The sequence below is a fragment of the Paraburkholderia fungorum genome (assembly GCF_046027605.1).
In the GTDB taxonomy this organism is placed as follows: Bacteria; Pseudomonadota; Gammaproteobacteria; order Burkholderiales; family Burkholderiaceae; genus Paraburkholderia; species Paraburkholderia fungorum_F.
Map to the genome: position 1 here is coordinate 375,486 of NZ_JAQQEF010000004.1, position 26,481 is coordinate 401,966.

The window sequence follows — 26,481 nt, forward strand, 5'->3', positions numbered from 1 at the left end:
CTATTGGATCAGGTTCCGATTCCGTGCCCATACCATCGCGTCGTAGCGGCTCGATACTTCCAGTTTCGAAAAGACATTGCGCAGGTTCCATTTCACGGTCTCGACCGTGATTTTCAACGTCAGCGCGATGCGCTTGTTGGACATGGCCTGTGCCACCAGCTCGAGTATTTCGATTTCCCGTTGCGTCAGCGCGGCCTGTCCCCGGCCGGCGCGCGAGTGCGGTTCCGCCGGTACGGCCAGGCCTTTCGCCGTGCCGTCGTCGGGAAATCCCGCCAGCAGTTCGCGTGCGAATTGCAAGGATCGGTCCTGCGATCCCTGTTTTTTCACCAGCAGCGCGAGTTCTTCGCGTGCGAGCAAGCCTTCGTCCAGAAAAGTGCGCACGAGGCCCAACTGGCAGCCGAACTGGACGGCCCGGCTGCGCGATGCCATCGCGTCATCCGTCCGCCCCAGCTCATCGAGCGCGCGCGCCGAAAGCAAATCGACCAACGTGAGCAGCTTGCCCCGTTTAAGCGCCAGCGCATACCGGCGCGCCTCTTCGAGCGCCTGAATGGCAAGCTCCGGCCGCTCGCCGAGATTCATGCGCGCTCGCGCAAGGGCCGCGGCGGCCGGGATTTCGGCCAGGAAGCCCTGACTGTCGGCGTGAGCGCCGGCGAGCTCATCGAGGGCTGCCATCACCGTCGCGGCGTGCACTTTGTCGCCTTTGGCGAGCAGGATCTTGAGCTGCTCGGCGAGCATGAGCGCGACCGGGCGATCCAGCCCCACGGTGCGAAAGCGCACGACCTGCCGCTGCAGGAACGCGAGTGCCGCACCAGGACTCTCCTGCAACAGGTCGAGCCGGGCCCGGCAGAGTGAAGCCCGTACGGTCACTTCCACGCCTGATGATTCCAATAATCCGTGGCGGTTGGCGAGTGTCTCGCGTGCATCGTCGATACGGTTGAGCTCGTAAAACGCGTCGGCGACGAATGCCGAGCAAACATTGGCGGGCACGGACTGATCGCCGAATTCTTTTTGCGCTCGTGCCAGCAGTGGTGAAGCAAGTCGTTCAGCCTCGAGTGCGTTCCCCTCCAGCAAGAGCAACAGGACGCGCGTATTTTCTGCGACGATCGCCATGTCGCTGTTTTCGTCGCGCGGAAGCATGGGGTGACGGTCCAACAGGCTTCGAGCATCGGCGAAGCGTCCTGCACCCGCATAGGCGGTGGCCAACACGGAAAGCGCGAGATACCGCAGGAACGGGTTATCGGCAGCGGCGTCGGGCTGCGACTCCAGCAGATCGATCGCGTGCTTCGCGTCGTCTCGCTGCAGTGCGATGACGGCATGGATCAGCGGCAGGCGGCTCGCAATATCAGGGTGCCGGGCGGCTTCGCTTGCTTGCAGTTGTGTCAGCCGCGCCTGCGCAATAGGCGCGCGCGCAGCCATCGCAACGGCGAGGCAGGCGAGGAAGGAGAGCTTGCGATGCTTGAGCAGCGTCTCGGGAGACAGGCGCTCGAGCAAGCCGAGGATCGGCCCGAGGTATCCCAGCGTCCAGTTTGCCGGCACCGCGCCTTCGATCACCGAAGCGGCGAGATCCACGTCTCCCGCCAGGTTGGCATGACGCACCGCCTCGACGAGCAACTCGTTGGCGGCAAACCAGCGGCTCGCGCGGCTATGCAGATCCGCGATGGCGTGCACGCCGCGCCGTTCCACGCGCGTATTGAGGAATTCGCTGAACAACCGGTGGAAGCGAAACCAGGGCGTGCGATCGTCGAGATCGACAGGCTGGATCGGCAGATTCTCGAACTCCATGCGCCTCAGCAGTTCGGCCGCGCGCGGATTGCCGGTCACGTACTCCGCAAGCGGTGCGTTGAAACGGCGAAACAGCGAGAGTGTCTCGGCGAACTCGACGAGTTCGGCGGGCAGGTCAGCGAGCACCTCCTCGCTGAGGTAGGTTTGCAGATCGTTTGAACGCCACACCACGTCGCGCAAGCGGCTGCCGGCACCCGGGTGGTTTTTCAGCATGATGGCGATCAGTTGAAGGCAGGACGGCCAGCCGCCTGTCATCTCATAGATGAGACCCGCGTCGTCCGCGTTGACTTTGCCCGGCCCGAGGTTCCCGTCGAGAAAGCTGCGCGTTTCCGTGGCACTGAACGGCAACTCCACGCAGTCGATCTCGACCATCTGGTCCATCACGCGAAGCCGGCCCAGGCTGAGTGGCGGGGCTGAACGCGACGCGATCACCAGATGGAAATTCGCGGGACACTGGTCGAGCAGCTTCTGCACCAGTTTGTGTATCCACGGATCCTCGACGTGATGGTAGTCGTCGAGGACGAGAAACAACTCACTCGCGAGATTGGCGATGCCCGCAAGCACGCTCGCGATCATCTCGTCGATCGCACTCTGGCTGCTGCCCTCGACGAACAGGTCGAGCTCGACCGCGACGCCGATCTGCTGCAGGGCGGCAAAGAAGACAGCACAGAAATCCGTGAAACCGCTGTCGTCGGAAGTCAGGGACAGCCACGCCACTTGCGCATGCGATTGCAGACAGGTTTGACGCCATTGTGCAAGCAGCGTGGTTTTGCCGTAGCCGGCGCTGCCTGTGACGAGCGCCAGCTTGCGTTGCTGTGTCTGCGAAAGCAGGCTCAGCAAGCCGGCGCGCGGCACATGCCTGGCGCTGATACGGGGCGGTGCGAACTTCGTCGAAATCAGGAGTTTGGTCGAGTGCATCGTCAGGCCGTCAACAGTGAACAATGGCGCCGCGCGCAGCCGAGGCGCTGCTGGAGCGTTCGCTATGGCGTAACCCGTTGCGATTTCGCGTGCCGGCGCCTGCCGGCCGCCAGGATGATCGACCCGTTTCGCGCATGTCGGGAACAGGCAGGACGCAGCGTTCCGTCCAGCTTAGAGCGGGTCGGTCGCGGTAGAGCCCCTCGTTTCGAGGGGTGTGGGGAAGATACCGACAAGCGTCGGGTGTCGCGCTGACGCGTGCTGTGCTCGCTGTTTCTGTACCGGCGGGCAAGTTTGAACGCCCCCTAGAAAGGAAGGGGCGGGTGCGGGGCGGCTCTGCCTATTATGGCCCAGTGCCGATTCCCCCGAACGGCGTGAATAACAGGTGGAGGAGAGCGTATGACACGCAAGGTGGTAGTCGCCGGTGTAGGGATGGTCCCGTTCAAGAAACCCGGTGCCAGTGAAACGTATGACCTGATGGGTGCGCAGGCTGCGCGATTCGCGCTTGCCGATGCAGGCGTGACCTACCAGGCGATCCAGCAGGCGTATGCCGCATTCGTCTACGGCGATTCGACGGCCGGCCAGCGCGCGCTGTACCACGTCGACATGACGGGGTTGCCGATCTTCAACGTCAACAACAACTGCTCGACCGGTTCCACGGGCCTGTTTCTCGCACGCCAGGCGATCGTATCGGGCGCGATCGACATCGCGCTGGTGGTGGGGTTCGAACAGATGAATCCGGGCGCGCTCGGCAGCTACTTCAACGACCGTCCGCTGCCTTCCGATCTGTTCAACCAGCAATGCGACCGGCTCGGCGTGCCGACCGACATTCCGCCCGCGCTGCGCATCTTCGGCGGGGCCGGTATGGAGCACATGAAGCGCTTCGGCACGCCGATGGAGAGCTTCGCGAAGATTCGCGCCAAGGCGAGCCGCCACGCGGCGAACAACCCGCTTGCGGTGTTCCGCAAGGTGGTGAGTGTCGAGGACGTCATGAACGAGCAGGTGCTGTGGCCCGGCGTGATGACGCGCTTGATGGCCTGCCCGCCGACCTGCGGCGCGGCGGCGGCCGTCCTGTGCAGCGAAGACTATGCGCGCAAGCATGGTCTCGATTCGCGCGTGTGGATCGCCGCCCAGGCGATCACGACGGACAAGGAGGAATCTTTGCACGGCGACGACCTGCGCTACGTGGCAGGGTACGGCATGTCCAAGGACGCCGCGAGTCAGGTCTACGAGACGGCGGGCGTGGGTGTGGAAGACGTGGACGTGGTCGAGCTGCATGACTGTTTCGCACACAACGAACTGATCACCTACGAAGCGCTTGGCCTGTGTCCGGAAGGTGGCGCAGAGAAGTTCATCGACGACGGTGACAACACTTACGGCGGTCGCTATGTCGTCAACCCGTCCGGCGGCCTGCTGTCGAAAGGACATCCGCTCGGCGCAACGGGTCTCGCGCAATGCACCGAACTCGTCCAGCAACTGCGCGGCACGGCGGGTGAGCGCCAGGTCGAAGGTGCACGGATCGCCCTGCAGCACAACGTCGGCATCGGCGGCGCTTGCGTCGTGACGATGTACCGGAACTGAGCGGGAGACGCTGATGGACTTTCAACCCGATCAGGGACTGGACGCATTTCGCGACGAGGTTCGTACGTTCCTGCGCGAGAACTTGCCGGCCGACCTTGCCGGCAAGCCGGTGGGCAGCGTCAGGTCGATGCGTGCCGATCTCGTGCGCTGGCAGCGCATCCTGAATCAGAAAGGATGGGGCGCGCCCTATTGGGCAGCGAAGGATGGCGGCACCGGTTGGAGCGTGCTGCAGCGGCTGGCGTTCGATGAAGAGTGCGTCGCCGCGGGAGCGCCCACTCAGGACGGCTTTGCGCAGAAGCTGCTGGGCCCGGTACTCAACGAGTTCGCGTCGCCCGAGCAGAAAGCCGAACACCTGCCGTTGATCTTCGCCGGCGAGCGGCTGTGGTGCCAGGGTTTTTCGGAGCCGGGTTCGGGATCGGACCTCGCGTCACTTCGCACGCAGGCGGTGCGCGAGGGCGATCACTACGTGGTGAACGGCCAGAAGATCTGGACCAGCTATGCGCATGAGTCGGACTGGATCTTCCTGCTGGTGCGCACCGATACCGAAGTGAAGAAGCAGGCCGGTATCAGTTTCCTGCTGGTGGACATGAAGACGCCGGGTATTACGGTGCGCCCGATTCGCAGTATCGACGATTGCCATCACCTGAACGAAACCTTCTTCGACAACGTGCGGGTGCCGGTTGGCAATCGCGTCGGCGAAGAGGGCGCCGGTTGGAACATTACCAAGTTCCTGCTCAACAACGAGCACGCCTCCGCGGCCGATCTGCCGATCTTGCGCCGCTACCTGATGCAGCTCAAAAAGCTCGCGACAAGGCAGCTCGCCGGCGGCCAGGCATTGATCGAGCAATCTGAGTTCGCGCTGAAGCTGGCGCGGCTGGAGGCGGAGGTCAACGCGATTGCGATGATGGTCAAGCGCGTCGCTGCGATGGAGCAGGATCATAGCCCCGCAGCGCATGCGATGGGCTCGATCCTGAAGGTGCGTGGCACCGAGCTGCAGCAAAGGCTCAGCGAGTTCGCGCTCGAGGCGCTCGGCGACTATGGCGCGATCGCGTATCCGGAGCCGCACGATGACGCGCAGGGCGAGGCGCTGCCGCTGCAGGAAGTTGGGCGCGGCATTGCCAACGAGATGTTCTTCCGGCGTGCGTCGACGATTTATGGCGGCACGAGCGAAGTTCAGCGCGGCATCATCGCGAAGATGCTGTTTCAATTCTGAGTTGGGCTATCGATCATGAACTTCAACCTGAATTCCGAGCAGCAACTGCTGCAGGACAGCGTGCGCCGCTTTGTCGACAAGGCCTACAGCTTTGAAGCGCGAACCGCGTCGCTCAAGGCGGGCGCTACCCGTAGCGCTGCGCACTGGCAGACGTTTGCCGACAACGGCTGGCTCGCCGCAGCGCTGCCCGAAGCGGCCGGCGGTCTGGGCGGCACGCTCATCGACACCGTATTGATCGCCCACGAATTTGGCCGTGGTCTGGTGGTGGAACCGTATCTGGGCTGCGCGGTGCTCGCGGCGCAAACGCTGGTGGCCGCCGCCACGCCGGCGCAGCTCGAACAGTTGCTGCCGCCGCTTGCAGAGGGTTCGCGCAAGCTCGCACTCGCGTACAGCGAAGCGCAGTCATGTGGTTTTGCCGAGCCTGTCCAGTTGCATGCGAAGGCCACCGCGGACGGCTATACGCTGCACGGCCGCAAGACACTGGTAGCGGGCGGGCTCGACGCCGACAGTTTCATCGTGTCAGCGATCGCGCCAGACGCGCCCGGCATCACGCTCTTCCTGGTGGACGCCGCCAGCACGGGCTTGACGCGTCGCGCGTTGCCGCTACATGACGGTAGCTGGGCCGCGGAAGTTTCGTTCGAAGGCGTACGCGTGCCGCGTGACGCCGTGCTCGGAGCGCCCGGCCAAGGTTTGGCCGCACTGGAGCAGGGCCTCGCACACGGCACTGCGGCGCTGTGCGCGGAGCTGGTGGGCGGGATGGAGAAGGCAATCGCGATTACCGCCGAATACCTGAAGATGCGCAAGCAATTCGGCGTCCCGATCGCCAGCTTCCAGGCACTGCAGCATCGCATGGCCGATATGGCTGCGGAACTGGAAGTGGCGCGTTCGATGCTGTACGCGCTGCTCGCGTCGATTGACAACGATGATGCGGCAACGCGTCAGCATACGGTCTCGCAGGCCAAGGCGCTGATCGGGCGGGCGGCGAAATTCGTGTGCGGCCAGGCGATTCAGTTGCATGGCGGAATCGGCATGACCGAAGAATATGAGGTCGGTCATTACTACAAACGCGCCGTGGTAGCCGATGTTCTGCTGGGCAGCAGCGGCCGGCATGAGGCGGCCTGTGCGGCGCAATTGCAGAAAACCTTGCTTCAGGGAGACAACGCAGCATGAAGATTTTCGAAAAAATCACCGACCTGCAGCCGCTGGTCGGCGAATCGATCGGTACGAGCGATTGGCTGCTGATCGACCAGCACCGCGTGAACCTGTTCGCGGACGCCACCGGCGATCACCAATGGATCCACGTAGACGTCGAGCGGGCCAAGGCCGGGCCGTTTGGCGGTCCGATTGCGCATGGCTTCCTGACGCTGAGCCTGCTGCCGGCGTTCTTTGCAACCGCTTTCGAGATCCGCGAGACGAAGAGCGGCCTGAACTACGGGCTGGACAAGGTGCGTTTCGTCGCGCCGGTGCCCGTGGGCAGCCGGCTGCGCGCGCACTTCCGCTTGCTCGCGTGGGAGGCGCTCGCCAACGGCGGCGCACAACTGAAGATCGAGATGACCGTCGAATGCGAAGGGGGCACGAAGCCCGCGTGCGTCGCGGAATCGATCACACGCCTGTTTCCGTAACTGACTGAGGCAGGGTCGTGGTTCACGATCGTGTCCGACTTCTGATTCCGAAGAATCAGCAATGACTATTAATCTGGAGAGCAAACCATGACAATTCGTTTTGATGGCAAGGTCGCCATTGTGACCGGCGCGGGCGCCGGTTTGGGCCGTGTTCACGCGCTGGCGCTGGCCGCACGTGGCGCGAAGGTCGTCGTCAATGATTTCGGCGGCGCGCGCGATGGCAGCGGCGGCTCGTCCGAGGCGGCGCTCGCGGTGGTCGAGGAGATCGTCAAGGCAGGCGGCATGGCGATCGCCGACGGTGCGAATGTGGCCGACTACGATCAGGTGCAGAAGATGGTTGAGCGCACGGTGACGGAGTTTGGGCGCGTCGACATCCTCGTGAACAACGCCGGCATCCTGCGCGACAAGAGTTTCCAGAAGCTCGAGATGGCCGATATCAAGGCGGTGCTCGACGTGCACCTGATGGGCTCGATCAATTGCTCGAAGGCGGTGTGGGAGATCATGCGTGCGCAGGAGTTTGGGCGCATCGTGATGACCACGTCGTCCTCGGGCATGTATGGCAATTTCGGCCAGGCGAACTATGGAGCCGCGAAGATGGCGGTGATCGGCCTGATGAACGCACTGACGACCGAAGGCCGCAAGTACAACATCAAGGTGAACACGATCGCGCCGGTGGCGGCCACGCGCATGACGTCCGACATTCTGCCCGAAGCGATGCTGCAGCGGATCCAGCCGGAACGCGTGACGCCGGCGGTGCTGTTCTTGTGCGGCGAGGATGCGCCGTCGAAGACGATTATCGCAGCGGGCGGCGGTGCGTTTGCCGCGGCGACGGTGGTGGAGACCGCGCCGGTGCTGCTGTCGGACGCGGAGCTGACGCCCGAAGGCATCGCGGCGCGCTTCGACGAGATCGCGAACTGGAGCACGGCGCGCGCCTATGAAGAGTCGGGCCCGCAGGTGCAGGCGTTCCTGAAGCTGGCTTGCGGCCAGTAACGGAGTGAACGGCCCCGGTGGTGATGCTGCCGGGGCCGTTTTCGTATTGAAGCGGCGGGGGCTGTAGATGCCGGTGCTGAAAATCCGGCGTGGTGGGCGGCCGGCGCGCGAGGCCGCATAATCATAGATGGCAGGGATTAGAAATGGCAATTTGGCTCAAGCGAGGCGCCGAGGCGGAGGTTCTGAAGGCGGCCGCGCGCGAAGTACGCGAAACGGTTGAAGCAACGTTGGCAGATATCGAGGCGCGAGGCGATGCCGCGGTGCGTGATCTGTCGATCCGCTTCGACAAACTGGAGCGTGACGACTACCGCCTGTCGCAAGGTGAAATCGATCAATGTCTGTCGCAATTGTCAGCGCGTGACATCGCCGACATCGAATTCGCGCAGAAGCAGGTTGAGAATTTTGCGCGCCACCAGCGCGACTCGATCCGCGACATCGAAGTCGAAACGTTGCCGGGCGTCGTTCTCGGTCACAAGAATTTGCCGGTGAACGCTGCGGGTTGCTATGTGCCTGGCGGCAAGTATCCGTTGCTGGCGTCGGCGCATATGTCGGTGATTACCGCGAGGGTGGCCGGCGTGCCGCGCATTGTGACCTGCGCGCCGCCGTTTCACGGTAAACCGGCACCCGCCGTCGTCGCTGCACAACATATGGCAGGCGCGCACGAGATCTACTGTCTGGGCGGCATCCAGGCCATCGGCGCGATGGCGATCGGCACGCAGAGCATTGCGCCCGTCGACATGCTCGTCGGGCCAGGCAACGCATTCGTGGCTGAAGCGAAGCGGCAATTGTTCGGGCGGGTAGGGATCGATCTCTTCGCCGGTCCGACCGAGACGCTGGTGATCGCCGACGAATCTGTCGACGGCGAAATGTGCGCAACCGATCTGCTCGGCCAGGCCGAGCACGGTCCCGATTCGCCCGCGATCCTGCTGACCACCTCGGAGAAGCTGGCTCGCGAGACGATGGCCGAAGTCGAACGCCTGCTCAAAATACTGCCGACGGCTGATATTGCCCGCAAGTCGTGGGACAAGCATGGCGAAGTGATCGTGGCGGAAAGCGACGAAGAGATGGTTCGCATCGCCAACGAGATCGCTTCGGAGCACGTGCAGGTGATGACGCGCGATACCGACTATTTCCTGCGCAACATGACCAACTACGGTGCGCTCTTCCTTGGGCCGCGCACCAACGTGTCGTTTGGCGACAAGGTGATTGGCACGAACCATACACTGCCTACCCGAAAGGCGGCACGCTATACGGGCGGACTGTGGGTGGGCAAGTTCCTGAAGACCTGCACTTATCAGAAGGTCATGACGGACGAGGCATCGGCGATGATCGGCGAGTACTGCTCGCGTTTGTGCGCGCTGGAAGGCTTCGCAGGCCACGGCGAGCAGGCTAACCTGCGTGTGCGCCGTTACGGCCATAAGGACGTTCCTTACGGTGGCGCGGCGGTTTGAACGGGGGAAAGCAGCAATGAAGAAACCCACTGCCTTGTCACGTGATGCGTACCGTCACTTCCTCTCGATTCCGACTCGATGGATGGATAACGACGTCTACGGACATGTCAACAACGTTGTCTATTACAGCTACTTCGATACGGTCGTGAACGAGTATCTGCTTCGAATAGGGGTACTCGATTTCGAGCACGGCGAAGCGATTGGGCTTGTCGTCGAAACCCAGTGCAACTATTTTTCGTCGGTCGCATTTCCGGACCGCGTCGACGCCGGGCTGCGCGTGGCGAGACTCGGCTCATCGAGTGTTCGATATGAGGTTGGGCTCTTTCGTGAAGGTGAGGCGGAGCCCGCAGCGCAAGGTCATTTCGTGCATGTCTACGTCGATCGCATTGCGCGTCGCCCGATGCATTTGTCCGATGCGATGCGAGCGGCGCTCGCGCCGCTTACGGTCGCGGCGGACCGCTAGGGAACGCCGAGCCCGCAGCCGGAGCTGCGGGCAAAGCGCGCCAGTACTATCCAACCTGCCGCGAACGATCAGCCCAATACTTTTCGCGGACCTTGCGGCGCAATACCTTGCCGACCACGCTGACCGGGAGATCCTCCACGAACACGATCGACTTGGGCGCCTTGTAGCGGCCTATGCGGCTCTTCACATGTTCAATCAATGCTTCGGCGGTGACGGATTCGCCGGCACGCAGAACCACTTCCGCGTGCACGGCTTCGCCCCATTCATCGTGCGGCACGCCCACCACGGTCGAGTTCGACACCGCCGGATGAGCATTTAGCGCGGCTTCCACTTCGACTGCATAGACATTGAAGCCGCCGGTGATGATCATGTCTTTCTTGCGGTCGACGATGTACAGAAAGCCCTGGTCGTCGAGATAGCCGAGATCGCCTGACTTCCAGAAGCCGTTGGAGAATTCGCTGGCCGTGCCTTCCGGGTTATTGAGGTAACCGTCGATGGTCGCCCGCGAGCGGATCCAGATCTCGCCCGTTGCGCCCGGCGCGACTTCCTTACCTGTCTCGTCGACGATCATCAGTTCGACGTCGATTGCCACGCGTCCGGCAGAAGCAAGATGGCCGGTTTCCGCTGCCGTCAGATGGTCCGCTTTGGTCAGCATCGTGGCGTATTGCAGGCATTCAGTTCCCCCGTACACCTGCACGAAAATGTTACCGAAACGCTTCTGCGCCTGATCGAGTTTGGCCGGGCTCATCGGGGCGGCACCGTAGGCGATCGTGCGCAGCGTCGACAGGTCGTAGGCGGAAGCTTCGGCCAGATCGAGCAGCCAGTACAACAGCGTCGGCACGAGCGCGCTCATGGTGATTCGCTCAGTCTCGACGTTGCGGCACCACTGGGTCAGATCGGGCAGGTTCTGCGTGGCGGTGCAGCCCCCACGAAAGAGCGCTGCCAGCAAGGCCATTCCCGAACCGTGACTGATCGGCGCCATATGCAGGCACCGCGAGTCGGCGTCGTACAGCTGTTCACTCTCCAGGTAGGCCGAGTTCCGGCAGGCCAGCCAGTTTTCCATGGTGTACTGCGCGCACTTGCTCTTGCCGGTGGTTCCGCCGGTGAACCGGTAGATAAGGACGTCGGTGTCGGGATCGCTTTCGATCCCGGGGTTTCGATCGGAAACGTCTTCCAGAAGGTCCCAGAAGTAAGCCAGCCCTTCGCGCGCGCCCGGCGGCGGATCCATGCAGACGACCAGGATGCCGCGCTCATGCAGCATGTCGAAGTAGCGATCGAGAAGCGCGTTCTCAAGAAACACCACCTTGGGCTGGATAAACTCGATTTGCCAGCGGTGCTCGTCGCTCGAGTCGCGGAAATTCGTCCATGCGGCGGCGGCTTCGCCCTTCAGTGCGGTCCAGGCGTGCAGCAACGACAGATTGTCGTTCTCCAGAATGCACAAATAGGTGTCGCCGCGCCGCAGTTGGAGACGCTCGACCATCATGTTCACGATGCGATTGGTGAGCAGATGTAGATCGCGGTGCGTGAAGCGCCGTTGGCGTTCGATATTCACAAGCGCCTCGCGGTCGCGATGGCGAACGGACAATTGTTCGGTCATGCGGGCGAAATTCATTTTCATCATCTGTCTCCATTTGTCGTAGCCAGCCGTTGACGCCGACTATAACGCCGCAGGCGTTATGTGAACCCCTCATTCCGGAGGGGGGCGAAGCCACATAACAGCGTTGCCGTCGGTCAAGGCGCGAAGGCGCATCGGCAGGACAGTGCGGCGGTCGGCGCGTACACCGCCAGCGGCAACACGCTAAACCGCCAGGCCTATATCGCTGGCGGTTCGGCGAACGCGGAGGTATCGCTGGGGCCGGCCCGGTAACTAACGGCGTATCACCAACCTCGCAGCTGGCACCCATGCAACCGCACGCAGCTGAATTCATTGCACGCCTGCAATAACCTGCGCGGTCATGTCTGAAGCTGAACTAGACGATAGTCTGCCCGTCGGGCTTGTGGGGCAGGGGACCGAAGAACAACGCCTTGAGCTTGTCGCGACCGACTACACGTGCGAGTTCGGCGAGCACACAGTAGTTGGCGATTAGCGTGACCAGCAGGATCTGGATGGCCCAGAAATGCGCCCAGTTGAGTTCGGCAAACAGCATGTTGTTGGCGGCAACCAGGCCCGGTGCTTCCTTCCAGTAGTCGTACAGGTGCTCCGCGTAGTGCACGAGCAACGCCACAATCGTGTAAATGAACGTCCTCCATCCGACATTCCAGATCAGCGGTTTCTCGGGAAACTGGTTGACGAACGGCAGCATGTTGGCGACCAGCACCGATTTGCTGAGAATCAGAGCGGCGATGGTCACCGAGGCGGAAGTGGGCAGCGTAATGTCGGTGCCCTTTGTTGTCAGGGCCCGAATGATCGCGACGATGTGGAGGATGACGAAGAAGATAGTCGGCGGCAGCATCTCCATAAATTCGCGCTTGATCGTGGTGGTCAGCTTGCTCATGTTCCTCTCCCATCTAGATAGGGTTGGGCAGCATCATCGCTCCGCATATGACATCAAGGGCGTGCGAAGCTTAACCGTTCCTTGACCTCTGAACTCCATCGTGTGGAGCATTCTGGTGCGCTCCCAGATCCGTTGAAAGGATTGTATTTCAGGTTTCATTTCCTACACTCAATCGACGACCCTTTCCTTCCCGAACGTACTGCCTGCGCGTCGGTCGGCTCAGCAGCACGCGGCTGCGCCGGGCTGGAATGCCCGTATGTTATTGCTTGAGCCTGTCGAATATATCGTCGAGAAGCAGTCCACCAAGGAGTGCGTATGTCATGGTTCACTACAACATTACGCAGTTACCCCGAGATCGCCATTTTTCTCTCGTTGGGGATCGGATATTGGATAGGCGGGAAAAGCTATCGCGGGTTTACTCTCGGGGCGGTGACGGCGACGCTGCTTGCCGCCATTGCGATCGGACAGCTGGGTATTACCGTCTCGGCTAACGTCAAGTCAGTGTTTTTCTTGATGTTTCTATTCGCCGTCGGTTATGGCGTCGGCCCGCAGTTCGTCCGTGGCGTTGCGAAGGACGGCTTGCCGCAAGCATTGTTTTCTGTCGTTCAGTGCATATTGTGTCTCGCGGCGCCCTATGTTGCGGCGAAGCTTGCCGGGTATAGCGTCGGTTCGGCCGCGGGCCTCTTCGCGGGGTCGCAAACCATCTCTGCATCGATGGGCCTTGCCACAGACGCCATGAATCGCCTCGGGCTACCCGCCGACCAGACGAAGGCGCTGCTGGACGCAATGCCGACCGCCTATGCCGTCACCTACATCTTCGGCACTATTGGCTCCGCACTGATCCTCGCGACGCTCGGACCGAAGCTCCTGGGTATCGATCTCGTGGCAGCGTGCAAAGAGTATGAAGCGACGCTGGGCGGGGCACAGGAGTCAGGTGGGGCCGCCGTGGCATGGCACCAATATGAATTGCGTGCCTACCGGATTGCGGAACACGGCCCGGCTGTCGGCCTGACGGTGGCACAGGCTGAAGTGAGGTCGCCAGAAGGAGCCCGGCTATTCGTTGAACGGATCAGACGCAGTGGCGTGCTTCAGGACGCAAAGCTCGACGATGTGCTGCAGGCGGGCGACGTGGTCGCCGTTGCCGGGCGCCGCAAGCATCTCGTGGCGATGCTGGGGCCACGGGGTACCGAGGTCGACGATCCGGAATTGCTGGCCGTGCCGGCCGAAGGTGTCGACGTTTATGTCACGAACAAGGAGGTCGACGGGAAGACCTTGCAGGAGTTGGCGGCGCGGCCTCTGGCGCGCGGCGTCTTCCTGCGCAGGATCAAGCGTGGCGCGACGGAAACACCGATTCCGGTCTTACCGAGCACCAGGCTGCATCGTGGCGACACCGTCACTATCATCGGCCGCACGCAGGACACCACGGCGGCCGCGAAAGATCTGGGCGTGCTCGATCGGCCCACCGGCGCCGCGGATATCGCGTTCGTTGGTTTTGCGATTACGCTCGGCGCCCTGATCGGTGCCGTCGTGATCAAGGTTGGGGCGATTCCCATTACGTTATCGACGGCGGGCGGTGCGCTGATCGCGGGTATCGTGTTCGGCTGGTTGCGCGCGATTCATCCGACCTTCGGCCGGATCCCCGAGCCGACCATCTGGTTCATGAACTCAGTCGGTCTGAACGTGTTCATTGCGGTGGTCGGTATCACGGCGGGGCCGGGTTTCGTCTCGGGCCTTCAGCAACTGGGTGTGAGCCTCTTCCTGTGGGGCATCTTCGCGACCAGTGTACCGCTCATCCTTGGCATGTTCATTGCCAAATACATTTTCAAGTTCCATCCTGCGATTCTGCTCGGCATCTGTGCCGGGGCGAGAACGACGACAGCCGCGCTCGGCATGATCTGCGACGCGGCCAAAAGCCAGGTGCCGGGTCTCGGTTACACCGTCACCTACGCAGTGGGCAATACGCTGCTTACGATCTGGGGGATGGTCATCGTGATGCTGTTGACCTGACTCCCACATTGACGCATTCGGCTTTTCCTGCACGTTAACCCTCAATGGAGGTGTTGGATGGCGAAGTCTTCTAAAGCGGGCGCAGGCGATCGTGCTGCGATGGCGGCGCTCAGCCCGTTCGAACTGAAGGACGAACTCATCAAGGCCGCGGGCGGCGGCGCAGTCGAGCGCGCGGCGAACGCATCGATGCTCAATGCCGGTCGCGGCAATCCAAACTTTCTCGCGACGGTTCCACGCCACGGTTTCTGGCAGATCGGGCTATTCGCGATGCGTGAATCTGAGCGTTCGTTTGCGTACATGCCGGAGGGCATCGGCGGCTTTCCGAAGCGTGAAGGGCTCACCGAACGCTTCGAGCTATTCCTGCGCGAAAACCGGGGCGTGCCCGGTATTGACTTCCTGGGCGCCGCCGTTTCGTATGTACGCGACCAGCTCGGACTGTCTGCCGGCGACTTCCTCTATGAAATGTGCGAAGGCATTCTCGCCTGCAACTATCCGGTGCCGGACCGGATGCTCAAGCTCTCGGAGATCATCGTTGGGCAGTATCTGCGTCGAGAGATGATCGGCAAGCATCCGTTCATCGGCGAGTTCGACATCTTCGCTGTCGAAGGCGGCACGGCGGCGATGACGTACATCTTCAACACGATGCGTGAGAATCACCTGATCCAGGCAGGTGACACGATTGCGCTCGGCATGCCGATCTTTACGCCGTACATCGAAATTCCGCGTCTGAACGACTACCAGTTGAATGTCGTGAACCTGAATGCCGACGTGGAAAACGGCTGGCAATATTCGAAGAAGGAACTCGACAAACTGCGCGATCCGAAGGTGAAGGCGTTCTTCCTCGTGAATCCGAGCAATCCACCTTCGGTAAAGATCAGCGACGAGAGCCTCGAATACATCGCCGACATCGTCAAGGAACGTCCCGACCTGATCCTGCTGACCGACGACGTTTATGGCACCTTCGCCGATGACTTCGTGTCGCTTTTCGCACTCGCACCTAAGAACACGATCCTCGTGTATTCGTACTCGAAGTACTTCGGCGCGACCGGCTGGCGCCTGGGCACGATTGCGACGCATCGCGACAATGTGCTCGACAGGCTGCTCGCCGAGATGCCCAAGGACGTCAAAAAGGAACTGAACACGCGCTACGAGTCGATCACGACCGAGCCGGCCAAGCTCAAGTTCATCGATCGTCTCGTGGCCGACAGCCGCACCGTCGCGCTGAATCACACAGCTGGCTTGTCGACACCGCAGCAGGTGCAGATGGTGTTGTTCTCTCTGTTCTCGCTGATGGATACGCCCGATGCGTACAAGAATGCGCTCAAGCGGCTGATCCGCAGCCGTAAGCAGGCGCTATACCGCGAGATCGGCATTAGCTTCGATGACGATGATGAGAACAAGGTTGACTACTACACGATCCTCGATCTCGAGTTCCTCGGTGAGCGAGCCTACGGACGCGACTTCGTCGATTGGGTGATCAAGAACACTGAGCCGTCCGAGATGCTGTTCCGTCTCGCGAAGGACGCGCGGGTCGTGCTGCTGCCGGGACGCGGTTTCGGTACACAGCATCCGTCGGGCCGCGTGTCGCTTGCGAATCTCAACGAGAGCGACTATGTGAAGATCGGACGCGCGATCCGGGCATTGCTTGGCGAATACGTCGACCACTACAACGCGGCATCGGGCAAGAAGCTCGATAAGAACAAGGTGCTCTGACGGGCTGCTTCGCTGAATCCATGCGTGGGCGGGAGTCCTCAATGGGCACATCGAACCGAGAAGAATCTGCTGGTCGGGGCGGCGATAGCCCACGTTATCGCGGCGACCAGGTGTCGCAAAGGCGAGGGCGGGCGGGACGGATCGGCTGGTGGTTGCCCGGCTCAAAGTAGTATCGTTCTTTGCATTTTCTTGAGACCCCGACCGATGCGGCGAGCGGGCCGCTTTTCGGTATAGCAGTTGCCTCATGACGGGCTAACAGTGATCGCAATTGCCGACACCCGCCGGCCGCGACGACGTCTCTAACGCCCGCTGATCTTTGCAATCAGTCCTAGCCGCGACATCGGCGACGACCGGCTGAAGTAGGGTTCGTTCGACCTCTCAACTCCGCTGCGGATCGCGAGCTATTTCGGCGGCCACGAATACAGTGCTCGATATCCTCGTTGATCTGATCGTTCACACCACCAGCGTACGCAACAGGATCCCGGTCAACGCGAGAGCGTTTGTTAACAAGCGCAAGGTTACTGAGGCCGCGACCATGTTTATCTAGTAGAAGTGCATTGCACATGGCGCCCAAAACCGGCGGTAGCCTATCCTGCCATCCCTTGTTTTTCCGTTGTTCAGTTTGTCGTCCGCAGATCCCGTGAGTAGGGTAGCCGACGCCGCGCGAAAAGAATGACCACCTGGCGCAAGAAAAACGATCCACTAGCACAGAAAAGACATCTGTGGCACGCAGAAAACTGAACCTCTTGCGAGGGAAGGTGCGCGACATCGTACGGGTAGATTTCCCTGCTCGCAAATTGACCGAACAGTCTGGAGAAAGAAACCCGTAATTGCTGGCGCAATATGGAGAACACGGAGTTCCATGCTTCGCGCAGAAAAATTCAAATGACCTGTTGAATGTCTACGCGAGAAGGCAGCCTCTTCCGCCACTTGGAGATGCCAGGTGTTGGCGAGCAGCGCAGAAAAAACCTGTATAACGAAGCGGATTAAATCGAATCCTGCGATTGCTCGGCGCAACTTGCGCGATCGCAGCCTCCTACGGTGAACAATGTTCCTACCGGTCAAACCTGTAGAAGCGCGCAACCATTGATTGCTATCGCTGGGTAGCCTCGACGGTCGTGCCTTCTCGCACGAATCCCCACGTGTTGCCCGTACAAAACGACGCAAAAAAATTTCCTATTCCGGTCAGTTCCTCTGTATTCCGCCGTGTTCTCGTGCCTTGCTTCAGGCCTGATTCAGGGTGTTGACGATCATCGGGAATCGTTTGCAAGATGGCATTCAGGCCGCACACCGGAGCGAGTCATGCCGATGGTGAAGAGCTTTACCCAGGCGCAATGGGACGCCGCCTCGCGCCGTCTCGATACGCTGCCGGCAAAGCCTGCGCATGAGCATCGCGTCAATGTGCGGGATGCAATCAAGTCGATGCAGGCCCAGATCTGCAGCGCCCAGAAAAAGGGGTACACGCTGGAGGAAATCGTGCAGCAGCTTGCCCAGGATGGCGTCGAAATCAGCGCGAGCACGTTGAGATACGCGATGCAACGCGCTGCAAAGGAGAGTCGGCCTGTTCAGGCAGAAGCGAATGGTGTGCAGGGTGCGACGACGGCAGCACGCGCGAAGAAGGGTAGTCAGGAAAGAGCATTACATGCCGGCAACAAGCCTGCCGGGAAAACGCAGGATGGGGGAAGGGCAGTCAGTCAGCAGGGATCAATGGTAATTCGGGACGCGTTCTCGTTCGAGATCACGCCCGATGTTGAAAACTTGTAGAGGGCTCAAATGGACACGACGATTCCCCCCATTTATCTGGTTGGCGGCAGCAAGGGCGGTGTGGGTAAGAGCTTTGTATCGCTTGCGCTGGCCGATTATCTCCAGCGTCAGGATATCCATGCCGCGCTGGTTGAAACCGACACCTCAAATCCGGACGTCATGAAGGCGGTTCAGGACGAGATGCATTGCGTTGCCTATAGTCTGGACGATGCAGACGGCTGGATTGGCCTCGTCAATTTCTGCGACGGACACCGGGACGCGGCAGTAATCGTCAATACGGCGGCGCGTAATCAGGCGGGTGTTGCGCGATTTGGTGCGATGCTGGCCGGTACGCTAGGCGAGCTTCAGCGCCGACTAGTAGTCCTGTGGGTGATTAACCGGCAGCGCGACAGTCTGGAACGTCTAGCTCTGGGGCGAATGAAGTCTGCCAGGGATCGTTCCCGGGTTGAAATCATGGCTTCAGCAAGCTCTGCCAGGATTACCTTGGACGTGCCTGACGGTATCGATGACGATATCCTTGGAGAAATCGCCCTCAAATGCCTAGTGTTCCTGATCCATCGACGAAAGCACGGGTTGAATCTCCGATGCAGTCTATCGAAAGCCGATAACTGCCGACTAGGTTTTTCGGTATCGGTGACGGTATCGTCGATACATGACCTGGCGGCAATCCGTTCCCACAAAGGGTGCAGCCACTGGATTGACAATCGAGTGGGTATGCCGCTCAGGTCCGCTTGCTCGATCCCGTTTCTGTCGTTGGCATGCTTAGGCGATCAATATAGTCGGCCCACTCCTGCATGACCCGGCGACGATCATCGTCAAACGTAGTTCTATCGTAGGCCTTTTGTACATCGCCACGTTTGGCGTGTGCCAGTTGCGCTTCCAGTACATCGATATCCATACCGAGTCGTTCTCGCGCGACGGTGCGAAGCATGCCCCGGAAACCGTGCGTCGCGTGCTTCCCTTGAAAGCCCATCTCTCGCAGTGCTTTGCTCAATGCATCTCGATGTAGATGAGGGGTCTTTTGACGGGCAGGGGACGGAAAGACATAGTGCCCCTTACCGGTAAGTGACTGCAACTCGTTCAGGACGGCGATGGCCTGCTTCGGCAATGGCACGATGTGATCGTGCCGCATTTTCATCCGCTCGGCTGCAACATGCCATTCAGCTGTCTTGAGGTTCACCTCATCCCACGGTACCGCGGCAACCACACCTGGGCGAAGGCCGGTCAGCATGGTGAGCTTGAGGGCGGCGCGGGTAATAGGCGACTTGTAGGCATCGATAGCAAGGACGAGCGGAGCGATGTCCGCAGGCTTGGTGATCGCTGGTATGTGGCCTTTCTTGTGGCGAGGCACAACGCCGCGCAGTGTCAAGGCGGCGCCATCTTCGCGCAGTCCGTTCTGGACGGCGTACGTTACGATGCCACCGACATACTGCCGTGCCTTGGTCGCGAGGTTAGGCGCATGAGCTGCAATCGCTTCAAGTACGGGCTTGACCTCTGGCGTCGCAAGCGTCGAAATGGGCTTGTTGCGGAGTGCGGGAGTCAGGTATTCGCGCACGACAAACTCCGCCTTCCGGTAGGTTTCGTCGGCCCATTCCTTCCGTTTGTAGTCGAGCCAGCGCTGGGCCACGAGATGGAAGGCGCCTTCGGCCACGCGTTTGCGGGCGATGGACTCGGCCTGGCGATATGCAACCGGATCGATGCCTTCGCGTACGAGATTGCGTGCGGTAGTGGCCGACCGTCGCGCATCAGTGAGCGTGATATCGGGGTAGGGGCCGAGGCTGTGGAAGTTCTCCTTGCCTGTGCTCGGTCGTCGATAGCGGAACAGCCAGGTTTTGGTGCCGTTCGGCTGGACCCTCAGGGCGAGTCCGTTTCCATCCGCGAGAAGGTAGGAACGGGCGCGCGCTTTGGCGGCACGGAACACTAACTCTGACTTCGGTTCGACGCGTCTGGGCATGGGTTTGCCCCCGAATCTGGTATACGCAACAGTATACGCAAAAATCGTCGATGTCAGTGGAACGCAGGGGATCTGTAGAGAACAAAAAACCCCGTAAGACGTTGATCTTACGGGGTTTCTCGGACTTCTTCGGCTTGCGCCGGAACAACTGTTGGTGCCCAGGAGAGGACTCGAACCTCCACGGTGTTGCCACCGCTAGGACCTGAACCTAGTGCGTCTACCAATTCCGCCACCTGGGCACGTCTTCAAGCTAGACCGCCATTTTAGCGAGCTGAAGCAGCGTGTCAATCCCTACCTGCAAACAAACCAGCGCTTCTTCAATCGCCCGGTTGGTGTCGCGCAGCGAGGCAAAACCTCACTGCGCGATCTGCCGACTCGCGTCGCCGCAACCGTCCTGCCAACCACGCAATCCGACCAGAAAAAACAGCCCCGGATCACATGGCCTCACACAAAAAGTAAAGCCGCCCGGAGGCGGCTTTACTTTTGAATCTGGTGCCCAAGAGAGGACTCGAACCTCCACAGTGTTGCCACCGCTAGGACCTGAACCTAGTGCGTCTACCAATTTCGCCACCTGGGCAGGTGATGAACAGCAAAGAACGCCATTATAGCGACAGATTCAGGGGTGTCAAGCGTTTCTCAAAAGTCGCTTGAACGACGCCGCAGCGAGCACGCAGGCGGCTCACAGCGACTATTGACGGGCCGCGTGGCGTGCAAGACGGGTGTTAGAATGCCTCGCAGTAGTTCGTTGGCACGGTGCACACGCCCGTCGGACTCAGACTTGAACGAGCCGGACCCGAGCAGAATCTCCAGTGCAATCGCAAGTGCAACTTAAGCGCAACCCAGGCGCGCCCAAGCGCTTCTTAAGCCGAGCCACATCGCCGACCGACGTCCATGCAACGAGAAAAAATCATCGACAAGCCCTTGAGCAAATTCCCGTATCCGATCCCAAGCCGCGAGGAAATCCTCGGTGTCCTGCGCACGAGTGAAGCGCCGCTTGCCGCGAACGACATCGCCGAAGCCCTGTCGATCAAACGCCAGGAGCGCGAAGGATTTTTCAAGCGCCTGGGCGCCATGGAGCGCGACGGCCAGATCCGGCTCGATCAGCGCAATCTCTATCAGCTGACCCATCCGTCGAACTTCGTCGCGGGCCGCGTGCAGGGCCATCGCGACGGCTACGGTTTTCTGATTCGCGACGACGGTCAGGACGATCTGTTTCTGCCCACCGGCGAAATGCAGAAGGTCATGCACAACGATCGCGTGCTTGCGCGCATCGTCGGCTATGACCGCCGTGGCAGGCCGGAAGGGCATATCGTCGAAGTCACGGATCGCGCCAACAAGCGCGTGATCGGGCGTCTGCTGAACGAGAACGGCGCGCTGATCGTCGCGCCTGAAGACAAGCGGATCGGACACGACATTCTGATCCAGCAGAACACCAAGAAGGCCAAGGTCGGCCAGGTGGTGGTGGTCGAGTTGACCGATTTTCCGAGCCGTCATTCGCAGCCGCTCGGCCGTGTGGTGGAAGTGCTCGGCGATATCGACGACCCGGGCATGGAAATCGAAATCGCGGTGCGCAAGTACGGCGTGCCGCACGAATTCAGCCAGGCCGCGCTCGACGAAGCCGCGAAGCTGCCCGACGAAGTCCGTCCGGTCGACGCGCGTCATCGTATCGATCTGCGCGACGTGCCGCTCGTCACGATCGACGGTGAAGACGCCCGCGACTTCGACGACGCGGTTTATTGCGAGCCGGTTCAGGTCGGTCGCGGCGAGGGCTTCCGCCTGATCGTCGCGATCGCGGACGTCTCGCACTATGTGCATCCGAAGAGCGGGCTCGACGCGGACGCGATCGAGCGCAGCACCTCGGTGTACTTCCCGCGCCGGGTGATTCCGATGCTGCCGGAGAAGCTGTCGAACGGCCTGTGCTCGCTCAATCCGCACGTCGATCGTTGCGTGCTGGTGTGCGACATGATCGTCACCGCGCGCGGCGAAGTGAAGGCGTATCAGTTCTATCCCGGCGTGATCAATTCCGCCGCGCGCCTCACCTATACCGAAGTGGCGGCGGTGCTGAAGAACACCAAGGGTCCGGAAGCCGCCCGCCGCGCCGCCTTGTTGCCGCAATTGCAGAATCTGTACGGCGTCTACAAGTCGCTGTTCGCCGCGCGTCAGAAGCGCGGCGCGATCGACTTCGATACAACTGAGACGTACATCGTCTGCAATGCGCAGGGCAAGATCGAGCAGATCATTCCGCGTACCCGCAACGACGCGCACAAGCTGATCGAGGAATGCATGCTGGCCGCGAACGTCTGCGCGGCCGACTTCCTGAAGCGCAACAAGCACCCGGGTCTGTTCCGCGTGCATGCCGGGCCGACCGCCGAGAAGCTTGAAAATCTGCGCACCTTCCTGCGCGGCATGGGCCTCACGCTCGCTGGCGGCGACAAGCCGCACGCCAGCGATTATGCCGCGCTGATGGCGCAGATCCGCGAGCGGCCCGACGCGCAGATGCTGCAAACCATGCTGCTGCGCTCGATGCAACAGGCCGTCTACAGCCCGGACAACATCGGCCACTTCGGTCTCGCGTATGAAGCGTATGCACACTTCACGAGCCCGATTCGCCGCTATCCCGACCTGCTTACGCACCGCGCGATCTACGCGATCTTGCAAGGACGCAAGTATCAGCCGGAGCCGCCGCAGGGCGTCGAGTTGAACACGGCGCTGTCGCCGCGCGCCCGCGCGATGCAGCAAGCCGACGACGAAAAGCGCGGCCGCCAGCGCTCCAACAACGTGGCGATCTGGGAAGAGCTCGGCCTGCATTGCTCGGCCAACGAACGCCGCGCGGACGAAGCCTCGCGCGACGTCGAAGCCTGGCTCAAGTGCTACTTCATGCGCGACAAGCTCGGTGAAGAGTACGGCGGCATGGTGAACGGCGTGACGTCGTTCGGCATTTTCGTGCAGCTCGATTCGCTGTTCATCGAAGGGCTCGTGCACGTCACCGAACTGGGCTCGGACTACTTCCAGTACGACGAGATCAAGAACGAGTTGCGCGGCGAACGTACTGGCATTCGTTACCGCTTGTCGGATCGCGTGCGTGTGCAGGTGAGCCGCGTCGATCTGGATGCGCGCAAGATCGATTTCCGCCTCGTGCGCGATACGCCGATCAAGCCGCCGGTGAATCGTCAGGCGCTTGCCGACAAGGCATCCGGTGAAACCGGTGGCGCCCGCGTGCGTTCGTTGCCGCCGGTGGAAGGCGGTGCGGGTAGCGCGGCGGCAGGCGCGGGTGGGCGGCGCAAGAAGGCTGCGCCGGCGCAAACCGCGGCCGTCCAGGAAGCACGCGCGGCACGCGGCGCGGCGAAGAAGCATGGCGGCGCGCCGGCCAAGCAGGCATCGAAGCCGCAGGCCCGCAAGAAGCGCTGAAGTCGCATGACGGCTTGAACCGCGCGCATCGGGTACGTTCAGACGTACCGGTTGCGCGCGGTCTTCGTTTCAGTGTGGTCAAGTCGGGTGTCGCACAAGTACCGAACAAGCACTGAACAAGTACCGCGGCAAGTACGCAGGCAACACGAGTTAGCAGCGCAGTAAGCAGGTTCGTATTCATCACAGCAGCACGCGTTCAAGGCGCGCTCAATCAAAGGTTTGTCAGTCATGTCACGTCTCAAGGTTCTATACGGTTTCCATGCAGTGACCGCGCGTATGCGGCACGACGCGTCGACGGTCGAAGAGGTGTATTACGACGCCACGCGCAAAGACCGTCGCATGACCGAATTCCTGCACGCGGCGAAAGAAGCCGGCGTGCGTCTGATCGCAGCTGACGAAACGCGTCTGTGGGGTCTCGCGCATACCGAGCGCCACCAGGGCGTGGTCGCGCGTGCGACCGACATGCCGCTCGCGCAGAACCTGGCCGAATTGCTCGACGGTATCAACGGTTCGCCGTTGATTCTGGTGCTGGACGGTGTGACCGATCCGCACAATCTCGGCGCCTGCCTGCGCGTGGCCGATGCGGCCGGCGCGCATGCGGTGATCGTGCCGCGTGACCGCGCGGTGGGTTTGAACGCGACGGCCGCGAAGGTGGCAAGCGGCGCAGCCGACACCGTGCCGTACATCACCGTCACGAATCTGGCGCGCGCGCTGCGTGAGCTGAAGGACGCGGGCGTGTGGGTGGTCGGAACCGCCGGCGAAGCCACCAAGAGCCTCTACGAGACCGAACTCGACGGTCCGGTCGCACTCGTGATGGGCGCCGAAGGCGAGGGCATGCGCCGCCTCACGCGCGATACCTGCGACGTAGTCATGCAGATTCCGATGGCGGGGACGGTCGAGAGTTTGAATGTGTCGGTGGCGAGCGGCGTGTGTCTGTTTGAAGCGGTGCGTCAGCGGTCGGTGAAGAAGAAGTAAGCACCCATGGCGAGCACTTTTGCCGGCCGCCGTGTCCGGCAAATCCGGCACTCCCTCGCCACTCCGGTAAACTTGTCGTTTTCACTGCTCGCCAGCATTCCCCATGACCCAAGACGAACTCAAGCAACTGGTCGGCCAGGCCGCCGCCGACTATGTGAACGCCAACGTGCCGGAAGGCTCCGTGATCGGCGTCGGCACCGGCTCCACCGCGAACTGTTTCATCGACGCGCTGGCTGCCACCAGGACCCGCTATCGCGGCGCCGTGTCGAGTTCGCTCGCCACCACCGCGCGTCTGCAATCGCATGGTTTCAAGGTGCTCGACCTGAACGAAATCGATTCGCTGCCGGTGTATGTGGATGGCGCCGATGAGATCGACCACGGCGGCGCGATGATCAAGGGCGGCGGCGGCGCGCTGACGCGCGAGAAAATCGTCGCGTCGGTGTCGGACGTGTTCGTCTGCATCGCCGATGCGAGCAAGCTGGTCGACACGCTCGGCAACTTCCCGCTGCCGATCGAAGTCGTGCCGATGGCGCGTACCGCGATCGGCCGCCGCGTGACGGCGCTCGGCGGCGTGCCGGTGGTGCGCGTGACCAAAGAAGGCGTGCCGTTCATCACCGATAACGGCAACGAGATCATCGACGTCAAGGGTCTGCGTATCAGCGACCCGCGCACGCTGGAAATGCATGTCAATGCATGGCCGGGCGTGGTGACGGTGGGTCTGTTCGCGGGCCGCGGCGCGAATCTGTGCATGCTCGGCACGGATACGGGCGTCGAAACGATCGAATATAGCAAGGGCTGATCGGCGCGCTTCTTTAGAGTGTGAGCGCGCCTCGCTTCAGCGAGGCGCGCGCCTGCATCGAACCGGTGCCGATCCGCACTAGCGCGCCGCTTGTCCGATCGCCTGCGTCATCCGCTGCAAATACTGCTCCACCGAGAACTCGGTTTGCGCATCGGCAAGCCCCTGATCCGCGAGGCGCCGCGCTAGCGCCGGGTCGGCGCGCAAGGTGCCGATCGCCTCGGCCAACGCGGCCACGTCTGCCGGTTTCACCAGCCAGCCATTGCGCCGATGCCGCACGATCTCGGGCACGCCGCCCGCGGCCGCGGCGATCACCGGCCGCGCCGCCGCCATGCCTTCGACAATCACGCGACCGAACGGCTCCGGCTCGGTCGACGTGTGCAGGATCACATCCATCGCTTTCATCCATGCGGGCACGTCGTCCTGAAAGCCTGCGAAATGCACGCGATCCGCGACACCCAATCTCTCCGCCTGTTCGTGCAGACCTTGTGCGTAGACGTCTTCGCCGAATAGCGGCGCACCGACCAGCACCAGGTGCACGTCGGGCAGCCGGGCCATGGCCTCGAGCGCAATGTGCTGACCCTTCCACGACGCGAGGCGGCCGAACAGACCCGCGAGCCACGCATGCTCGGGCAAGCCCAGGCGCCGGCGCAGCGCGGCCATGTCACTGCCGTCGATACGCTGGAACGCGCCGGCGTCGATACCGTTATAGATGACCGGCACCGAGTCGGCCGCGACGCCGGTCAACGCGATCAACGATTGCTTCGACGCCTGCGAATTCGCTACCACGTGATCGACGGCGAAGCGCACCAGCCACTTGATGACGCTCAACTGCACGCGACCGAAATGCTCGCGTGTGAGGATGTCGTGCTGATACCAGATTACTGGTTTGCGATGCAGCGGTTTGCCAAGCGCACCCAGCACAAGTGCTTTTTGCGTGTTGAGAAACAGCACGTCGAACGCTCGCGCGAGCGCCGCGATCGAGCGCACCTGGCGCACGATGCCAGGCACCACGCGCAAACAGTTCAACCCGGACGCTTGCCGAACGATGCCCGACACCCGCGCATCATTAAGCACCTGCACGCGTGCACCGAGCGCTTCGAGGCGCGCGCGGAAGGGACCGTCCGAGAGCAGCACGACTTCGCTCCGCGCAGTGCAGCTTGCCGCCAGTTGCAGAAGCGCGAATTCAGCGCCGCCGAGCTGGCCGCTCTGGTCGACAAAGAGCACGCTTGGCTTCGCCGGCGAGAGCGTTGCCGAGATGGCTGTCGACACCGATGATACGGGCGCCGCGGATGCATCGATCAGGGTCGGCTGAACGCGTGGCAAAGAATGGCTGAGAGGAGAAGCGTCGA

Annotated in this window: 19 protein-coding genes and 2 tRNA genes; 14 read left to right on the forward strand and 7 right to left on the reverse strand. The window is 61.7% G+C overall.

Annotated elements, in window-relative coordinates:
• Positions 1-2,700, reverse strand: coding sequence for a winged helix-turn-helix domain-containing protein (locus tag PQR53_RS10210; protein WP_408226496.1), 2,700 nt, complete (start codon positions 2,698-2,700; stop codon positions 1-3).
• A 396-nt stretch (positions 2,701-3,096) separates the two neighbouring features.
• On the opposite strand from PQR53_RS10210, the gene PQR53_RS10215 reads away from it, so the two are divergent.
• The 7 genes from PQR53_RS10215 (at position 3,097) to PQR53_RS10245 (ending at position 10,017) form a co-directional block, all read left to right on the forward strand.
• Positions 3,097-4,278, forward strand: a complete 1,182-nt coding sequence (locus PQR53_RS10215) for a lipid-transfer protein (RefSeq protein ID WP_408452740.1) — start codon at positions 3,097-3,099, stop codon at positions 4,276-4,278.
• 13 nt (positions 4,279-4,291) lie between these two features.
• A complete protein-coding gene (locus PQR53_RS10220; RefSeq protein WP_408226502.1) occupies positions 4,292-5,491 on the forward strand; it encodes an acyl-CoA dehydrogenase in 1,200 nt (399 codons plus the stop codon).
• A 15-nt stretch (positions 5,492-5,506) separates the two neighbouring features.
• Positions 5,507-6,661: an acyl-CoA dehydrogenase family protein gene (locus tag PQR53_RS10225; protein ID WP_408226505.1), complete on the forward strand. Its 1,155-nt coding sequence runs from the start codon at positions 5,507-5,509 to the stop codon at positions 6,659-6,661.
• Positions 6,658-7,113 carry a MaoC family dehydratase gene (locus PQR53_RS10230; protein WP_408226508.1) on the forward strand — a complete coding sequence of 152 codons (456 nt, stop codon included), beginning with the start codon at positions 6,658-6,660 and terminating at the stop codon, positions 7,111-7,113. Before PQR53_RS10225 ends, PQR53_RS10230 begins: the two co-directional genes overlap by 4 nt.
• 87 nt (positions 7,114-7,200) lie before the next feature.
• A complete protein-coding gene (locus tag PQR53_RS10235; protein WP_408226510.1) occupies positions 7,201-8,103 on the forward strand; it encodes an SDR family NAD(P)-dependent oxidoreductase in 903 nt (300 codons plus the stop codon).
• A gap of 143 nt (positions 8,104-8,246) precedes the next feature.
• Positions 8,247-9,554, forward strand: coding sequence for a histidinol dehydrogenase (hisD, locus tag PQR53_RS10240; protein ID WP_408226513.1), 1,308 nt, complete (start codon positions 8,247-8,249; stop codon positions 9,552-9,554).
• Between the two features lie 16 nt (positions 9,555-9,570).
• Positions 9,571-10,017, forward strand: a complete 447-nt coding sequence (locus tag PQR53_RS10245; RefSeq protein ID WP_408269132.1) for an acyl-CoA thioesterase — start codon at positions 9,571-9,573, stop codon at positions 10,015-10,017.
• A 46-nt stretch (positions 10,018-10,063) separates the two neighbouring features.
• On the opposite strand, the gene PQR53_RS10250 is transcribed toward PQR53_RS10245, so the two are convergent.
• Complete coding sequence (locus tag PQR53_RS10250) at positions 10,064-11,638, reverse strand: class I adenylate-forming enzyme family protein (RefSeq protein ID WP_408226519.1); 1,575 nt, start codon at positions 11,636-11,638, stop codon at positions 10,064-10,066.
• Between the two features lie 349 nt (positions 11,639-11,987).
• Entirely contained in the window at positions 11,988-12,512 is a 525-nt protein-coding gene (locus PQR53_RS10255) for a hypothetical protein (RefSeq protein WP_408226525.1), read from the reverse strand.
• Between the two features lie 315 nt (positions 12,513-12,827).
• Between PQR53_RS10255 and aspT the strand changes: the two genes are divergently transcribed.
• The 4 genes from aspT to PQR53_RS10275 all read left to right on the forward strand — a co-directional run bounded on the left by aspT (position 12,828) and on the right by PQR53_RS10275 (position 18,794).
• Complete coding sequence (aspT, locus tag PQR53_RS10260) at positions 12,828-14,519, forward strand: aspartate-alanine antiporter (RefSeq protein WP_408452742.1); 1,692 nt, start codon at positions 12,828-12,830, stop codon at positions 14,517-14,519.
• Between the two features lie 57 nt (positions 14,520-14,576).
• Complete coding sequence (locus tag PQR53_RS10265; RefSeq protein WP_408226531.1) at positions 14,577-16,232, forward strand: bifunctional aspartate transaminase/aspartate 4-decarboxylase; 1,656 nt, start codon at positions 14,577-14,579, stop codon at positions 16,230-16,232.
• 1,302 nt (positions 16,233-17,534) lie between these two features.
• Positions 17,535-17,996: a hypothetical protein gene (locus PQR53_RS10270; RefSeq protein WP_408226534.1), complete on the forward strand. Its 462-nt coding sequence runs from the start codon at positions 17,535-17,537 to the stop codon at positions 17,994-17,996.
• A gap of 9 nt (positions 17,997-18,005) precedes the next feature.
• Positions 18,006-18,794 carry a nucleotide-binding protein gene (locus tag PQR53_RS10275; protein ID WP_408269147.1) on the forward strand — a complete coding sequence of 263 codons (789 nt, stop codon included), beginning with the start codon at positions 18,006-18,008 and terminating at the stop codon, positions 18,792-18,794.
• Here the strand turns inward: PQR53_RS10275 and PQR53_RS10280 are convergent.
• From PQR53_RS10280 to PQR53_RS10290, 3 genes are all read right to left on the reverse strand, one after another.
• The gene (locus tag PQR53_RS10280; RefSeq protein ID WP_408239407.1) at positions 18,718-19,950 is read right to left on the reverse strand and encodes a tyrosine-type recombinase/integrase; all 1,233 of its coding nucleotides are present in this window, start codon (positions 19,948-19,950) and stop codon (positions 18,718-18,720) included. The two genes, PQR53_RS10275 and PQR53_RS10280, sit on opposite strands and share 77 nt — an antisense overlap.
• Positions 19,951-20,102: 152 nt before the next feature.
• Positions 20,103-20,189, reverse strand: a tRNA-Leu gene (locus PQR53_RS10285).
• 251 nt (positions 20,190-20,440) lie between these two features.
• Positions 20,441-20,527 (reverse strand) — tRNA-Leu (locus PQR53_RS10290).
• A 314-nt stretch (positions 20,528-20,841) separates the two neighbouring features.
• Here PQR53_RS10290 and rnr point away from each other — a divergent pair.
• From rnr to rpiA, 3 genes are all read left to right on the forward strand, one after another.
• On the forward strand, positions 20,842-23,358 hold the full coding sequence (rnr, locus tag PQR53_RS10295) for a ribonuclease R (protein WP_408452744.1): 2,517 nt from the start codon (positions 20,842-20,844) through the stop codon (positions 23,356-23,358).
• A gap of 228 nt (positions 23,359-23,586) precedes the next feature.
• On the forward strand, positions 23,587-24,333 hold the full coding sequence (gene rlmB / locus PQR53_RS10300; protein ID WP_179731241.1) for a 23S rRNA (guanosine(2251)-2'-O)-methyltransferase RlmB: 747 nt from the start codon (positions 23,587-23,589) through the stop codon (positions 24,331-24,333).
• Positions 24,334-24,436: 103 nt separating this feature from the next.
• Positions 24,437-25,132, forward strand: coding sequence for a ribose-5-phosphate isomerase RpiA (gene rpiA, locus PQR53_RS10305; protein WP_408452746.1), 696 nt, complete (start codon positions 24,437-24,439; stop codon positions 25,130-25,132).
• Between the two features lie 78 nt (positions 25,133-25,210).
• Here the strand turns inward: rpiA and PQR53_RS10310 are convergent, their stop codons facing one another.
• Positions 25,211-26,401 carry a glycosyltransferase family 4 protein gene (locus tag PQR53_RS10310; RefSeq protein ID WP_408452748.1) on the reverse strand — a complete coding sequence of 397 codons (1,191 nt, stop codon included), beginning with the start codon at positions 26,399-26,401 and terminating at the stop codon, positions 25,211-25,213.
• Positions 26,402-26,481 lie beyond the last annotated feature (80 nt).

What these genes read in the sequence shown, in the direction of transcription:
- PQR53_RS10270 (WP_408226534.1), top strand. Translation starts at nt 17,535, where the DNA reads ATGCCGATGGTGAAGAGCTTTACCCAGGCGCAATGGGACGCCGCCTCG.
- PQR53_RS10235 (WP_408226510.1), top strand. Translation starts at nt 7,201, where the DNA reads ATGACAATTCGTTTTGATGGCAAGGTCGCCATTGTGACCGGCGCGGGC.
- PQR53_RS10280 (WP_408239407.1), bottom strand. Translation starts at nt 19,950, where the DNA reads ATGCCCAGACGCGTCGAACCGAAGTCAGAGTTAGTGTTCCGTGCCGCC.
- PQR53_RS10230 (WP_408226508.1), top strand. Translation starts at nt 6,658, where the DNA reads ATGAAGATTTTCGAAAAAATCACCGACCTGCAGCCGCTGGTCGGCGAA.
- PQR53_RS10210 (WP_408226496.1), bottom strand. Translation starts at nt 2,700, where the DNA reads ATGCACTCGACCAAACTCCTGATTTCGACGAAGTTCGCACCGCCCCGT.
- aspT (WP_408452742.1), top strand. Translation starts at nt 12,828, where the DNA reads ATGTCATGGTTCACTACAACATTACGCAGTTACCCCGAGATCGCCATT.
- PQR53_RS10245 (WP_408269132.1), top strand. Translation starts at nt 9,571, where the DNA reads ATGAAGAAACCCACTGCCTTGTCACGTGATGCGTACCGTCACTTCCTC.
- PQR53_RS10220 (WP_408226502.1), top strand. Translation starts at nt 4,292, where the DNA reads ATGGACTTTCAACCCGATCAGGGACTGGACGCATTTCGCGACGAGGTT.
- PQR53_RS10255 (WP_408226525.1), bottom strand. Translation starts at nt 12,512, where the DNA reads ATGAGCAAGCTGACCACCACGATCAAGCGCGAATTTATGGAGATGCTG.
- PQR53_RS10265 (WP_408226531.1), top strand. Translation starts at nt 14,577, where the DNA reads ATGGCGAAGTCTTCTAAAGCGGGCGCAGGCGATCGTGCTGCGATGGCG.
- PQR53_RS10250 (WP_408226519.1), bottom strand. Translation starts at nt 11,638, where the DNA reads ATGATGAAAATGAATTTCGCCCGCATGACCGAACAATTGTCCGTTCGC.
- PQR53_RS10215 (WP_408452740.1), top strand. Translation starts at nt 3,097, where the DNA reads ATGACACGCAAGGTGGTAGTCGCCGGTGTAGGGATGGTCCCGTTCAAG.
- PQR53_RS10225 (WP_408226505.1), top strand. Translation starts at nt 5,507, where the DNA reads ATGAACTTCAACCTGAATTCCGAGCAGCAACTGCTGCAGGACAGCGTG.
- rpiA (WP_408452746.1), top strand. Translation starts at nt 24,437, where the DNA reads ATGACCCAAGACGAACTCAAGCAACTGGTCGGCCAGGCCGCCGCCGAC.
- rnr (WP_408452744.1), top strand. Translation starts at nt 20,842, where the DNA reads ATGCAACGAGAAAAAATCATCGACAAGCCCTTGAGCAAATTCCCGTAT.
- rlmB (WP_179731241.1), top strand. Translation starts at nt 23,587, where the DNA reads ATGTCACGTCTCAAGGTTCTATACGGTTTCCATGCAGTGACCGCGCGT.
- PQR53_RS10275 (WP_408269147.1), top strand. Translation starts at nt 18,006, where the DNA reads ATGGACACGACGATTCCCCCCATTTATCTGGTTGGCGGCAGCAAGGGC.
- hisD (WP_408226513.1), top strand. Translation starts at nt 8,247, where the DNA reads ATGGCAATTTGGCTCAAGCGAGGCGCCGAGGCGGAGGTTCTGAAGGCG.